Origin of the sequence: Halorussus halobius, from assembly GCF_004765805.1 — an archaeon.
Lineage (GTDB): Archaea > Halobacteriota > Halobacteria > Halobacteriales > Haladaptataceae > Halorussus > Halorussus halobius.
Genome location: NZ_SBIU01000006.1, coordinates 109,681 through 123,097 on the forward strand (window position 1 = coordinate 109,681; position 13,417 = coordinate 123,097).

Annotated in this window: 13 protein-coding genes; 8 read left to right on the top strand and 5 right to left on the bottom strand. The window is 70.7% G+C overall.

The genetic code is table 11. The annotated features are described in order from the left end of the window. Positions 1-21: 21 nt before the first annotated feature. Positions 22-1,062: an NAD-dependent epimerase/dehydratase family protein gene (locus EPL03_RS16580; RefSeq protein WP_135830457.1), complete on the top strand. Its 1,041-nt coding sequence runs from the start codon at positions 22-24 to the stop codon at positions 1,060-1,062. A gap of 13 nt (positions 1,063-1,075) precedes the next feature. On the opposite strand, the gene EPL03_RS16585 is transcribed toward EPL03_RS16580, so the two are convergent. The 3 genes from EPL03_RS16585 to glpA are packed head-to-tail and all read right to left on the bottom strand — an operon-like array spanning position 1,076 to position 5,473. Beyond that, positions 1,076-2,401, bottom strand: coding sequence for an anaerobic glycerol-3-phosphate dehydrogenase subunit C (locus EPL03_RS16585; RefSeq protein WP_135830458.1), 1,326 nt, complete (start codon positions 2,399-2,401; stop codon positions 1,076-1,078). Next, a complete protein-coding gene (gene glpB, locus EPL03_RS16590) occupies positions 2,398-3,789 on the bottom strand; it encodes a glycerol-3-phosphate dehydrogenase subunit GlpB (RefSeq protein ID WP_135830459.1) in 1,392 nt (463 codons plus the stop codon). The genes EPL03_RS16585 and glpB overlap by 4 nt, the downstream gene beginning before the upstream one ends. Continuing rightward, positions 3,779-5,473, bottom strand: a complete 1,695-nt coding sequence (glpA, locus tag EPL03_RS16595; RefSeq protein WP_135830460.1) for an anaerobic glycerol-3-phosphate dehydrogenase subunit GlpA — start codon at positions 5,471-5,473, stop codon at positions 3,779-3,781. The genes glpB and glpA overlap by 11 nt, the downstream gene beginning before the upstream one ends. A 198-nt stretch (positions 5,474-5,671) precedes the next feature. Here glpA and mvk point away from each other — a divergent pair, with 198 nt between their 5' ends. The 4 genes from mvk to pyrI all read left to right on the top strand — a co-directional run bounded on the left by mvk (position 5,672) and on the right by pyrI (position 9,365). Further along, positions 5,672-6,661 (top strand): mevalonate kinase, encoded by a 990-nt coding sequence (gene mvk, locus EPL03_RS16600; RefSeq protein WP_135830461.1) that lies wholly within the window; start codon positions 5,672-5,674, stop codon positions 6,659-6,661. A 13-nt stretch (positions 6,662-6,674) separates the two neighbouring features. Then, positions 6,675-7,421 carry an isopentenyl phosphate kinase gene (locus EPL03_RS16605; RefSeq protein WP_135830596.1) on the top strand — a complete coding sequence of 249 codons (747 nt, stop codon included), beginning with the start codon at positions 6,675-6,677 and terminating at the stop codon, positions 7,419-7,421. Positions 7,422-7,992: 571 nt separating this feature from the next. Further along, on the top strand, positions 7,993-8,907 hold the full coding sequence (gene pyrB, locus EPL03_RS16610) for an aspartate carbamoyltransferase (RefSeq protein ID WP_135830462.1): 915 nt from the start codon (positions 7,993-7,995) through the stop codon (positions 8,905-8,907). After that, positions 8,904-9,365, top strand: a complete 462-nt coding sequence (pyrI, locus tag EPL03_RS16615) for an aspartate carbamoyltransferase regulatory subunit (protein WP_135830463.1) — start codon at positions 8,904-8,906, stop codon at positions 9,363-9,365. The genes pyrB and pyrI overlap by 4 nt, the downstream gene beginning before the upstream one ends. Before the next feature lie 49 nt (positions 9,366-9,414). Here pyrI and EPL03_RS16620 read toward each other — a convergent pair whose 3' ends face one another. After that, positions 9,415-9,813: a hypothetical protein gene (locus tag EPL03_RS16620; protein ID WP_135830464.1), complete on the bottom strand. Its 399-nt coding sequence runs from the start codon at positions 9,811-9,813 to the stop codon at positions 9,415-9,417. A gap of 230 nt (positions 9,814-10,043) precedes the next feature. On the opposite strand from EPL03_RS16620, the gene EPL03_RS20185 reads away from it, so the two are divergent. Together EPL03_RS20185 and EPL03_RS16625 are read left to right on the top strand one after the other, a co-directional pair. Then, a complete protein-coding gene (locus EPL03_RS20185) occupies positions 10,044-10,817 on the top strand; it encodes a hypothetical protein (protein WP_168216293.1) in 774 nt (257 codons plus the stop codon). Between the two features lie 46 nt (positions 10,818-10,863). Next, a complete protein-coding gene (locus tag EPL03_RS16625; protein ID WP_135830465.1) occupies positions 10,864-11,685 on the top strand; it encodes a hypothetical protein in 822 nt (273 codons plus the stop codon). Positions 11,686-12,370: 685 nt separating this feature from the next. Here EPL03_RS16625 and EPL03_RS16630 read toward each other — a convergent pair. Then, complete coding sequence (locus EPL03_RS16630; protein WP_135830466.1) at positions 12,371-12,946, bottom strand: NUDIX domain-containing protein; 576 nt, start codon at positions 12,944-12,946, stop codon at positions 12,371-12,373. Positions 12,947-13,119: 173 nt separating this feature from the next. Between EPL03_RS16630 and EPL03_RS16635 the strand changes: the two genes are divergently transcribed. Beyond that, complete coding sequence (locus tag EPL03_RS16635; protein WP_135830467.1) at positions 13,120-13,350, top strand: hypothetical protein; 231 nt, start codon at positions 13,120-13,122, stop codon at positions 13,348-13,350. The last annotated feature ends 67 nt before the right edge of the window (positions 13,351-13,417 follow it).

Sequence of the window (13,417 nt, forward strand, 5' to 3'; positions counted from 1 at the left end):
CCTGCGGTCGACCCCTCACGCATGAGAGTCTTCGTCGCCGGCGCGACGGGCGTCCTCGGGCATCGACTCGTGAGCGAACTCGCCGACCGGGACCACGAGGTTCTCGGGCTGACCCGCGACGACTCGGGCGACCGGGTGGTCGAGGAGGCGGGCGGCGTCCCCCGACGCGGGGACGTACTCGACCGCGAGTCGCTCCGCGAGGCGTGCGCGAGTGGAGGCGGCCCCGGAGCCGAGAACGGCGTCGACGCGGTGGTCCACGCCGCCACCGCCATCCCCACGGGGGAGAGTCCGACCGCCGACGACTGGGAGCGCAACGACCGCGTGCGACGCGAGGGCGCGCGCAACCTGACGGCCGTGGCGAGCGAGGCGGGGGCCGACCGGTTCGTGCAGGCCAGCGTGGTGTGGCTCGCTCGCCGACCGGACGGCTCGGCGTTCGACGAGTCGGCCGACCCGAACCCGGACCCAACCACGCAGTCGGCGCTCGACGCCGAGCGAATCGCGCGCGAAGCGGGGCGAGCGGAGGGCTTCGAGTCGGTCGTCCTCCGATGCGGGTTCTTCTACGCTCACGACTCGGCACACGTCCGCACCTTCGGCGAGCGACTGCTCGACGGGGAGATGCCGATTCCGGGCGGCGGCCTGCTCGGTCGCCGGGACGCCGACCTCTCGTTGCTCCACGCCGACGACGCCGCGACGGCCTTCGCGGCGGCGGTCGAGGGCGACGCCGCCGGACTGTACCACGTCGTCGACGACGACCCCGTGGCGACCGCGACGCTGTTGGGCGCGCTCGCCGACCGCCTCGACGCGCCCGACCCCCGGCGAGTGCCGAGGTGGCTGGCGAAGCACCTCGCGGACGAGGACGTGATTCGCCTGCTGACCAACCCGATGCCGACCAGCGCGGGGCCGTTCCGCAGGGACTTCGACTGGGAGCCGGAGTATCCCACGTATCGGGAGGGACTCGACGCGGTGGTCAGGCGGTGGCGGGCCGACGGGACGCTGGTCGAGACGCCGGACGGCTACGAGTGGCGCGGGAAGGGCAAGACGCGTCCGAAGGGCGAGGCGTGACTCCCGGAGCCGTTCACTCGCCGTCCACCAGCGCCGCCTCCAGCACCTCCATCGGATGTCGGACCTCGTAGCGCGTGCCGTGTTCCATCTGCATCGCGCAGGTGGGACACTCGGTCAGCCCGGTCTCGGCGTCGGCCTCGTCCATGTGTTCGAACATCTCCGCGCCGATCTCCATCGAGGCGTCGTACTTCTCGGCCTTCCAGCCGTACGTGCCCGAGATGCCCGAACACGAGGGGCCGACGTCCTCGGCGCTCGCGCCGTCGAGGCGGTCGAGAAGTTCGACCGCCTGCCCCGCGATGCCCTGATTCCGGGCGTGACAGGGCGCGTGGTACGCGAACCCGGAATCGTCGAGGTCGACCTCGGCGTCGTCGAGCGCGCCGTCGAGGTCCTCGTGAACGCGGAGGAACTCGGCCGCCTCGTAGGTCCGGGCCGCCACGCTCGCGGTGCCCTCGAAGTCGAACAGTTCAGGGTACTCCTGTCGGAGCGCCATCGAGCAGGAGGTACACGAGGCGACGACGTCGGCCCCGTCCTCGATGGCGGCGGCGAGTTCCCGGACGTTGGTCTCGGCCGCCCGGCGGGCGTCGTCGAGCATCCCGTTGGCGAACATCGGCGTGCCCGAACACTTCTGGGGCGGGACCAGCACTTCGTAGCCGAAGTGTTCGAGCACCCGGACCGTCGCCTTGCCGACCTCGGGCGTGTTGTAGTTGGAGTAACAGCCGTGGAAGTAGGCGACGCGCTTCTCGTCGGACTCGACGCGCGACCCTCCCCTCTCCGTCCACCACTCGCGGAACGTCTCGGTCGCGAACTCGGGGAACTCGCGCTCGCTCGTGACCCCCAGCAGTCGCTCGTTGACCGCCTGCACGAGCGAGTTGTTCAGCACGAAGTTGGCGAGTCGCGGGACCGTGCTGGCGAGGCCCGCCAGCGTGCCGTAGTTCGACAGCAGCCGGTTCCGGACGTACTCCCGCGAGAGTTTGTCCATCTGCTCGTCGACGTACTCCCCCCGAGCCGTGTTGTGCATCTGACTCAGGGGCACGTCCGAGGGACACGCCGAGTCACACCGCATGCAGTTCGAACACGACAGCACCGAGTCGTCGACGTCGTGGTCCTCCTTGCGCTTGAGCCGCCACTGCTCGGGCCCCTGAAACTTCGGGCCGGGGAACTCGTCGTCGACTTCCGCGACCGGGCAGTTGGTGTCGCAGGTCGAACACTTGTAACAGTCGTCGCTCCCCGGTCGGAGGTCCATCTCCTCGCTCGACTCGAACACCTGTACCGGTTCGAACTCGTCGGGGTCGGTCACGTCCTCGTCGCTCGCGTCGGTCACGTCCTCAGTTTCACTCATCGAGACACCTCCTTCGCCGCCGCGCGTCCGGCCGCCAGCCCCGTGGCCAGCGAGACGCCCGCGCCGGACTTCTCCGCCGCAAAGTCGTACCCGCCCAGCACCGCACCGGCGGCCCGCAGATTGTCGACCGCCACCGTCCCCGCCGAGTCGAGCGGTCGCAGGTCGTCGTCGGTTTCGACCCCGAACCGGGCGAACGCGTGGTCGCCGAACGCCCCGTCGGCCGACCAGTCGTAGCGGTCGTCGGGGTGAGCGACGTGGCAGTCGAATATCGGCTCCCGGACCCGCTCGCGGTCCGAGTCGACCCCCTTGCCGACGAGTCCGCCGGTCGCCAGCACGAACTGGTCGGCGTGGAACGGGACGGCCGCGCCGTTGCGGTCGACCCGGACGGCCCGGACGCGCTCGTCCTCGCTCCCCTCGTAGCCCACGACCGGATTTCCGGTCGTGAACCGCACCCCGGCGTCCCGGCAGGCCCGCCGGAGCGCGCCGTCGAGGCGCATCCCCGGGAGACTGGGCGGCCCGGTCGGCACCTCGAAGACGGCCGCGCCGAGTTCGGCTTCGAGGTCGGCCACCACGCTCGGGGGGTCGTGCTGGCCGAGCAGCGCCGGGAACCCCACGCGCTCGGCGTCGCCGAGGTGGGGTTCGACGGTTTCCGCGAGCGCGCGCCGGGCCGGGAGCGTGGTCGAGTAGGCGTCCCGCCCGCGCCCGGCGTCGCCGCCCCGGACCTCGACGCGCTCGTCGGCGTCGAGCGCGTCCGCGAGTCGAGTTCTGGCGGCGTCGGCCCGGAACTCGCCGGGGAACCGGACGGTCGCGCCCCGCACCTCGAAGGGGACGCCCGCCGCTCGGAGGTGGTCGGCCGCGAGGGGCGCGTCGAAGTCCGTGACGGTCTCGAAGCCCACCAGCAGGGTCGAACGGTCGTCGCTGGCGAGGCCATCGGCCACGGTCGCCGGATATCTGGCCGTGGGCTTGACCGTCCCGCCGTGGGTCGGCACCAGCGCGTTGCGGTCGGTGTGACCGCCCCGGTAGCGGTCGCCGACAACCTCGTCGAACAGCGCGAGCGCCTCCCGGACCGTCCCGACGCCAACGGTTCGATACGGGTGGCGCTCGGGCAGGCCGGGAATCGCGTCGAACGGGTCGGCGAGCGGTCCGCCGGACCGCTCGCCGACCTCGGGTTCGTCGGACGTGGATTCGCCGATAGCCGACTCGTCGGCCTCGGACTCGCCGACTTCGGGCCGATACCCCAGCACGTCGACCAGTCCGCTGGCGCTCTTCAGGGTCGAGTCCTTGTGCGAGACCACCCGGACCGCCGCGCCCTCGCGGGCGGCCGCGAGCGCGGCGACCATTCCGGCGAGACCGCCGCCCACGACGGTCACGTCGTCCTCAATCGCCATCGCTGACCTCCGCACCGCCCGAGTCGAACGCCCCGAAATCGAGGGGTCCGTCCCGCGTCGCGGGGTCGCGGTCCCGGTTCATCGTGGTCGCGTGGAGCGCGTAGTTGAGCGCGGCCTGCGAGAGCTGTTCGCCCCACAGCGCGTGGCGCTCGCCCGTCCAGCGCTCTTCGAACAGTTCGTCGAGCGCCGCGCGGGCCTGCACCTCGTCGTACTCGGGGTGGAGTTCGGCCGCCAGTCGGTGACAGCAAAAGCCCCCCTGACAGTTGCCCATCGAGGCGCGGGTCCGGAGCCGGACGGCGTTGAGGTCGGTGCCCGACTCCTCGATGGCGTCCCGGACCTCAGCGCGGGTGACGGCCTCGCAGTCACAGAGGACGGGGTTCGGCCCCTCGGTCGAAAGCACCTCGTCGGCGCGCGAGCCGAGGCGCTGGACGCTCCGGCGGCCGACCGGCGAGCGCAGGCCGAACTCGTCCATGTACTCCCGGAGGACCGAGAAGTCCTCGCTGCCGGGCAGCGGTTCGTCGGCGGTCCGACAGGTGGCGGAGACGCCGAGTTCCGCGCAGACGTGGTCGGCGACGTCCTCGGCCATCAGCCGGTAGGTCGTGAACTTGCCGCCGACGACGGTGGTGAAGCCGGCGACGCCGTCCCGGTCGGCGTGGTCGAGCAGGAAGTAGTCGCGGGTGACGTCGGTCGGGTCCTCGGTACCGGTGCCCGGCGGTTCGTAGAGGGGTCGCACGCCCCAGAACGACCGGACGGTCCGGGCCTCCGAGAGGATGGGGACGAGGTCCGAGAGTTCGTCTATCAGCAGGTCGACCTCCCACCGCTCCTCTGGGTAATCCTCCGGGTCGTCGACCTCCACGTCGGTCGTGCCCAGAATGGCGGTCGCCTCGTGGGGCACCACGATGTCGGCGTCGCCCTTGGGCTGGCACCGGTTGAGGACGGTGTCGACCTGCCGGCAGTTGGCCACCACCATCGCGCCCTTCGAGGGTCGGACCGCGACCTCGACGCCGGCCATCTCGCCGAGTCGCCCGGCCCACGCCCCCGTGGCGTTGACGACGTGGTCGGCCGTGATGCGCTCGCGCTCGCCGGCTTTGCGGTGTTCGCGTTCGCCCGGCCCGGAGTCGTGGCGCACCTCGACGCCGGCGACGCGTCCCGAACTTTCCGCCCGGAGCACGTCGACCACCTCGGCGTGGGTCTCGATTCGCGCGCCGTGTCGCTCGGCGCTGGCGGCGTTGGCGACGCAGAGCCGGAACGGGTCGACCGCGCCGTCCGGCACCCGAATCGCGCGCTTTACGTCCTCGGTGAGGTATGGTTCCTCCTCGCGGGCCTGTTCGGCGGTCAGTACCTCGGCCGGAATCCCGCAGTCCCGACAGGCCGCCAGCTTCTCCTCGAAGTAGTCGTCGGAATCGTCCGCCAGTTGGACGAACTGGCCGCCGGTCATCTCGACGCAGTGGGCGGCGATGTCCCGGAGGACGCGGTTCTCGGCGATGCACTCCTCGGCGCTCGCCCGGTCGGAGACGGCGTAGCGCCCGCCGCTGTGGAGCAGTCCGTGCATCCGGCCGGTGGTGCCGTGGGTCAGGTTGCCCTGCTCGACGAGGGTGACCTCGACCCCGCGCATGGCGAGGTCGCGGGCCACGCCACAGCCGGTCGACCCGCCGCCGACCACGACGACCTCCGTGTCCGTCATTCGGTTTGGCGTTGGCCGCCGGAGACTTGAGTGTACCGCTGTCGGCGACTCGTCGCCTCGCGGGCCGCGGACTCGCGCGGTCGCTCCCCGCAGAGTCGCTCGGTTACCCCTCGACGCTCTCGGGCCGACCGCGCCGCCGCGAGCGGCGGGCCGAATCGCTTCGCAAACGTGTTAACCCCCGGAGCGAAATCCTCCCGCATGGTCACTTCGAGCGCTCCGGGCAAGGTCTACCTGTTCGGGGAGCACGCGGTCGTCTACGGCGAGCCGGCGGTGCCCTGCGCCATCGAGCGCCGGGCGCGGGTCACCGTCACCGAGCGGGCCGACGACCGCATCCGGGTCCACGCGGAGGACCTGAGCCTCGACGGGTTCACGGTCGAGTACGGCAGCGACGCCGGCGGGACCCCCGACGTGAACGTTTCCGAGTCGGTGGTCGAGGCGGGCGTCCGGTACGTCGACGCGGCGGTCGAGCAGGCCCGCGACGCGGCCGACGCTCCGAGCGCGGGCTTCGACGTCGACGTCGAGAGCGAGATTCCGCTCGGCGCGGGACTCGGGTCGTCGGCCGCCGTCGTGTCGGCGGCCATCGACGCCGCGACCCGCGAACTCGGCGTCGAACTCGACGAGGCGGAACTGGCCGACCGGGCCTATCGTGCGGAGTTCGACGCCCAGGACGGCGAGGCCTCGCGCGCGGACACCTACTGCGTCACGGTCGGCGGCGCGGTCCGGGTCGAGGGCGACGACTGCCGGTCCATCGAGGCCCCGGACCTGCCGCTGGTGGTCGGTTTCGACGGCGGGTCGGGCGACACGGGCGAGCTGGTCGCTGGCGTGCGCCGACTCCGCGAGGAGTACGACTTCGCGGCCGACACGGTCGAGACCGTGGGCGACCTCGTGCGCTCGGGCGAGGACGCGCTCGCGGCGGGCGACCTCGAGGAGTTGGGTCGGCTCATGAACTTCAATCACGGACTGCTCGCGGCGCTGGGCGTCTCCTCGCGGTCGCTCGACAGCATGGTGTGGGCCGCCCGCGACGCGGACGCGCTCGGGGCCAAGCTCACCGGCGCTGGCGGGGGCGGCTGTATCGTCGCGCTCGACCCGACCGACGAGACCGAGACCGCGCTGGCGTTCACGCCCGGCTGCGAGGACGCGTTTCGGGCCGAACTCGACCGCGAGGGCGTCCGGGTGGAGGCGGCCTGAGATGGCGGGCGACATCGTCGTCCTCAAGCTCGGCGGGAGCGTCATCACGGAGAAAGACGACCCCGAGACGCTGGACGGCCCGGCGCTCGACGCGGCGGCCGACGCCGTGGCCGACGCGCTGGCGGCCGACGTTTCGAACCTCGTGGTGGTCCACGGCGCGGGGAGCTTCGGCCACCACTACGCCAGCCGCCACGGCGTCTCGAAGACCGAGGGCTCGCACGAGGCGGGCGCGGCGGTCGAGATACACCGCTCGATGCAGACCCTCGACGAGTTCGTGCTGGCTCGGCTCCACGACCGGGACGTGCCCGCCGTGCCGGTCCACCCGTTCTCGGCGGCCAGTCGGGACCGCGACGGGACGCTGACCTTCCCGACCGGGCAGGTCCGGACGATGCTCGGCGAGGGGTTCGTCCCCGTCCTCCACGGCGACGTGGTGGCCCACGAGGGCGCGGGCGTGACCATCCTCAGCGGCGACGAGGTGGTCGTCGAGGTCGCCGAGGCCGTCGAGGCCGACCGCGTGGGCTTTTGCTCGACCGTGCCGGGCGTCCTCGACGAGGCCGACGCGGTGATTCCGGAGATTCGGTCGTACGACGAGGTGGCCCCATACCTCGGCGACAGCGACGCTACCGACGTGACCGGCGGGATGGCGGGGAAGGTCCGGGAACTGCTCGAACTGGGCGCGCCCGCCTCCATCTTCGGTCCGGACGCGCTCGCGGAATTTCTGGCGGGGGAGACGCCGGGGACGCGAATCGACGCGGAGTGAGGTCGGGACGGAGAGTTCGGAGTGGCGACTGTTCGTGATTCAGCGTCGGCGCGTGCTGGCGCGGCCTCCGTGCCGCGCCGAAGCGCGCGAGGTCTTGCTGAGCGAAGCGAAGCAAGGCTCGGAAGACGCGGTTTGTCTTCCGGCGGCTGAGGACCGCAGCAACGCGAGGACCGCAAGCGGTTGGGGAGGCGTGAGGCTCGCGGTTGCGGTCGCGGTTGCGGTTGCGGTCGCGGTTGCGGTGCTGTGCGAGTGCGGTCGCTCATTTGTCTCGGCAATAGCTAGCTTCTTCGTCGCCGTCCACGAGTCTGCAGGGTCAACCACGACAGCGACCGTACCTAGCGCTTGCGCCGACGAGAACCGCGACAGCACCGCGACCGCAACGACAACCGCCGCGACCGCAACCGTCACCGCGACAACCGCCGCGACCGCAACCGTCACCGCGACCGTCGCTATTCTTGAGCCAATGAAACCCGCGACAGCGTCCGCAACCGCGTCCACACCGACAACCGCTAGTCTCGCTTCCGACCCGACTCCGAGAGATTCAAGGCTCGGCCCGCACCCATACCACTCGATGGACCACGACCACCTCGTCACGACGAAACAGCTCTCGCGGGCGGACGTCGAGCGCGTCCTCGACCGGGCGGCCGAGATCGACGCCGACCCGGCCGCGTTCGCCCAGCGCCACGACGACGCCATACTCGGATTGCTGTTCTTCGAGCCGAGCACCCGGACCAAGATGAGCTTCGAGACCGCGATCAAGCGGCTGGGCGGCGACGCGGTCGACATGGGGAGCGTCGACTCCTCGTCGGTCAAGAAGGGCGAGAGCCTCGCCGACACCGCGCGGGTCGTCGAGGGGTACGCCGACGCGCTCGTGTTGCGCCACCCGAGCCAAGGCGCGGCCCGGATGGCCAGCGAGTTCGTGGACGTCCCGCTGCTCAACGCCGGCGACGGCGCGGGCCACCACCCGACCCAGACCCTGCTCGACCTCTACACCGTCCGGGAGTCGGCGGGGCTGGACGACCTCACGGTCGGCATCATGGGCGACCTGAAGTACGGCCGGACCGTCCACTCGCTGGCCCACGCGCTGGCCAACTTCGACGCCGACCAGCACTTCGTGAGCCCCGAGAGCCTGCAACTCCCGCGAAACGTGCGCTACGACCTCCACGAGTCGGGCGCGAGCGTCCGCGAACACACCGAACTCGACGCGGTGTTGCCCGAACTCGACGTGCTGTACGTCACCCGCATCCAGCGCGAGCGCTTCCCCGACGAGAACGAGTACCAGCAGGTCGCCGGCGAGTACGGCATCGACCTCGACACGCTCGAGGCCGCCAAGGACGACCTGACCGTGATGCACCCGCTGCCCCGCGTCGACGAGATAGCGCCCGAGGTCGACGACACGCGGTACGCGAACTACTTCGAGCAGGCCCACAACGGCGTGCCGGTCCGGATGGCGCTGCTCGACCTCATGTTGGAGGGAGACCGATGAGCGACCACGAACTCCGCGTCAGCAAGATACGCGACGGCACCGTCCTCGACCACATCCGCGCCGGGCAGGCGCTCAACGTCCTCGCCATCCTCGGCATCGACGGCACCGGCGGGGAGACGGTCAGCGTCGGCATGAACGTCCCGAGCGACCGGATGGGTCGCAAGGACATCGTGAAGGTCGAGGGCCGCGAACTCAACCAGGACGAGGTGGACGTGCTGTCGCTCATCGCGCCCGAGGCCACCATCAACATCGTCCGGGAGTACGACGTGGTCGAGAAGCAGTACCTCGACCGGCCCGAGCGCGTCGTCGGCGTGCTGTCGTGCCCGAACCACGACTGCATCACCAACGCCGACGAGCCCGTCGACACCGAGTTCGAGGTGCTCGACGACGGCGTGCGATGTGCCTACTGCGAGACCATCCTGCGCGAGGATTTGGCGGCCCACATCGGCGTCGCGTAGGTTTCGGTCGCGGCCGTGGCGATTACGAGTCCGAGACCCGGTGCGGCGGTCAGTCCGCCGACGGCCCCCGACCGCCGCTTCGGCTCGCGCTCCGCACGCCGCGAACGTAGGTCGTGGCGAGGACGGTGGCGAGGCCGAGCGTTCCGAGGGCGCGGGCGACCGGGAGTTCGACTACCGGCGGGAGATTCCGGGGGAGGACGAACGCCTCGACCGCCATCACGCCGACGGCGAGCGCGAGCACCGCGAGCCACAGCCACATCGTCGCGTACCCGAGTTCGTCGAGGTGGGCAGTTTTCGCGGCGTGACCGACGGCGGCGACGCCGGTCAGGACCGGTGCGACCAGAAGTCGCCGGGCCGGGTGTATTACCAGAACACCGACGCCGAGCGTTATCGCGGTGAAGTACACGAGCATCGAGAGGGCGCGGTGTACCGGACGGCGACTACTCATCGCCGGGTGGTACTCGGCAGACAATAAAACGGTTTCCCGGGCGAGGCGCGGGGCGACCGGCGAGGGGGTTCCGCGCGGCAGGTCGAACCCCAGGCGCGTCCGACGAACGTTAGACTCGCGGGGAAACGCGACAGGTCGGGACTAACCGGCTCGAAACCTCGCGTTACGGCCGAAAACGGTCAGAACGGTCGAGTTCGTTTATTCGGCGCATCGGCGTAGACGCCCGGAGGATGAGACCACGAGCCGCGTTCGCCGTCGGACTCGCCGGGCTCCTGCTGGCTGGCGGGGTCGCCTCGGTCGCCGGCACCGCTCCCCTCGTCGAGCCGCACCGAGGGGACCGCGCGCCGAACGTCGCGGACCAGAGCTACGAGATATCGCTGGACAACGTCACCGTCGAGACGTGGCTACTCCGGGACGCCACGGTCCGAAACGCCACGGTCGAGGAGGTAGTCATCCACAACGCCACGACGCCCGACGGGGCGAGAGCGAACGTCACGCTCTCGAACGTCACGGTCGGCGAGTTCGCCGTCGAGCGGGGCCGACTGCTGAACGTGAGCGCGACGCGACTCGTCGTGCGGAACAAGTCGGTCCTCGACGTGCCCGGCGGGGAGTTCATCGACCCGAACGTCGAGAACCGGACCGTCAAGCGCCAGTGGACGCGCAACGCCACCGTGGCCGGCGTCGTCATCGACCGGATGCGCGTCGACGCGGCCGTCCTCTGCGCGAACGCCACGCTCGGCGAGCAGGCCGACGACCCCGCCGCGTTCGACCCGCAGGCCGGCGACGACGACCCCGCGATCACCGTCGAGAACGGCTCCGCCGAGGAGGCTCTGCTGATTCGGGGCCACGCGTCGGAGTGGCGGGTCGGGTCGGCCGACGGGCCGGCGGCCGAGAACGCGAGCCTCCCGCAGGGGTGCGAGCGCGGGCAGGGCGACGACGGCGGCGGAGATGGTGACGACGGAGGCGGAGAAGGCGACGACGCCGGGGGCGGCGACGGGGAGTAGCCGCGAGAGCGAACCACTTACCCCGCCGGCTCACCTACTTCGGGTCATGTTCGGCGTCGTCACGCGCAACGAGGAGGAACTGGAGTGGCCGGAGTTCGACGCGAGTTTCTACGAGGTCAAGGACGTGACCGGCCGGTCGGCCGAACCGGTGGCCGACGGGGTGAACATGGTGTCGTGTTTCGGCGACAACGCGGCGGTCGAGGCACGGCCGGAGCTCGCGCCCGTCAGCGACGCGGGCGAGCGCGCGACGCGCGAGCGACCCTACTTCGACTGGGCGTACGTCTGCCCGACCCGCGCGGACTACCGCGAGGGGATGTTGGAGATAATCGAGGACTGCGCCGAGGTCAACCCCGACGTGCGCCTCGACGACGTGGGATTTCCCCGCGCGGAGTACTGCCACTGCGAGCGCTGTGCCGAGCGGTTCGAAGCCAGCGAGTTCGACGACCGATTCGCGTGGCGCGCGGACGTCATCACGGAGTTCGTGGCGGAGGCCGCCGAGCGCATCCCCGGCCGGACCTACCTCACGCTCTATCCCGACCCGTATCCCGGCCACCTCTACGAGCGCTCGGGACTCGACCTCGACGCGCTCGCCGAGTACGTCGACGAGTTCGTGGTGCCGCTGTACGACATGGCCTACACCACGACCTACTGGCTCGAAACCATCGCCAGCGGGTTCGAGGACGCGCTCGACCGACCGTTCAGCGTGGAACTGTACGCGGTCGACGTGGACGTGGACAGTCTCATCCACGCGGCCGAAGTCGCCGAGGCCTACGGCGAAAACGTGCTGTTCGGCTACGACGCCAGCAACGCGCGGGCCGCGCTGCGCCGGATGCAGGCCGAATCGCGCGACGGCGTTTCGCACGGATAAAACGGTGAAGCCGGGTGTCGTCGGTTCGGAAACGGGTATCGATTTGTTGCGTTGGAGCTCCACAGCTCTCGAATTTCCCACTCTCGCTAGCTACCGGGAAGGTTTCGGCGAACAGGGCGGCCGCGAGAGCGTCCGGCAGTTCCCACTCGTCGCTAGCTATTGCCGAGACAAATGAGTGACCGCACAGCCCCGCAGCGCGGCCGCGAGCCTCGCGCCTCCCCAGCCTCGGGGCGCACGAGAGCGCCCCGCTACCGTCAGAGGCGAGCTCTGACGAGCCTGCGCGCGCTTCGCTTGCGCAGACCTCGCGCGAGATGGCGGACCACGAGGGTCCGCCAGCGCGCGCCACCGTGAATTGTGGAAACGCGCGATACCGAAATGGAGTCGCGGTGGCGCGTGCCGGCGCGCTCTCTCGTGAGCGCGCCGAACCGCGCGAGGGCTGAGTAGCGCAGCGAAGCGAGCAACGCAGGCGGTTGGGGAGGTGTGAGGCCCGTGCTGTGCGGTCGCGGTGCGGTCACTCATTTGTCTCGGCAGTAGCTAGCTTCGCCGAATTTTCACCATCCCAGTCTGTCGTCAGTTTCACCGAATTTTCACCATCCCAGTCTGTCGTCAGCTTCGCCGAATTTTCACCATCCCAGTCTGTCGTCAGTTTCACCGAATCTCTCCCGGAGGCCTCTCTCTATCCATTTCACTCTAGCGCGTACTCGCGCCACGCCAGCAAATCCTCCCTGTCGCGGGTCTCTTCCGGCAACTCCCCGAACCACCGCGCGTCGGTAATCTCGCCGTCGGGGTCCGCCGGGTCGGGCGCGACCTCCTCCTCGACCCGGACCTCGAACAGCGGGAGGACGCCCCACGTCGAGTACTCGTCGCACCGGAGGTCCACCCGGACGTTCATCGCCAGTCCGTCGCAGGTCGCGTCCGCGCTCGGGTCGACGCCCGCCTCCTCGCGGAGTTCGCGCTCGGCGGCCTCGCGGAACGACTCGCCGGCGTCGGGTTCGCCGCCGGGGACGACCCACATGTCCACGCCGGCGTGCCACACCAGCAGGAGTTCGCCCGAGGGCCGGTAGACCACCGAGTGCGCGCCGTAGGGAGCGCCGCAGTCGGCGATGCGCTCGGCCAGCGTCCGGAACCGCGACCGGGAGACCCGCCGGGAGTGGGTGCGGTCGAGGAACTCCTCGTGGGCGTCGGCGAGTCGGTGATGGGCCCGTTCGGCCTGCTGTTCGGCCTGCGTGGTCAGAAACCACAGGTCGTCGACCGACGTCATCGCGGCGACGGGTGCGGACGGACTGCTCGGGACGGGGGGACTGCTCGCGGCGGACGCGCGCAAACGTCGGAGAGTGTCATAATCCGGCGATTGTGGTGCCGGCCGAATAAGCCTTCGGCCGGGACGGCGCGACTCCACAAGGACTATACCCGCCGACCGAACACCACGGAGCGATGACCGAGCCCCGAGACCGAATCGGCGGTTCCGCGTCCGGGCGCGAGTCGTTCGAGTCGCGGCGTTCGCGGGCCGCCGTCGCCCTGTTCGCCGTCGGACTCGGGGTCGTCGTCGCGAGCAGCGCGCTCTACTTCTTCGGGGTCGGAGCGTTCTCGGAGCCCGCCGCCCCGGTGCTGGGGCTGGCGCTGGGGTTGGCGTTGCTCGCGCCGCTGTCGCTCGGGTCCCGTTGACCGCTGGCGCGGCGCGTCCGCCCGCTGGCGTCGATTCGGATTGGGGGGTGTCGGGCTCGCCGACCAG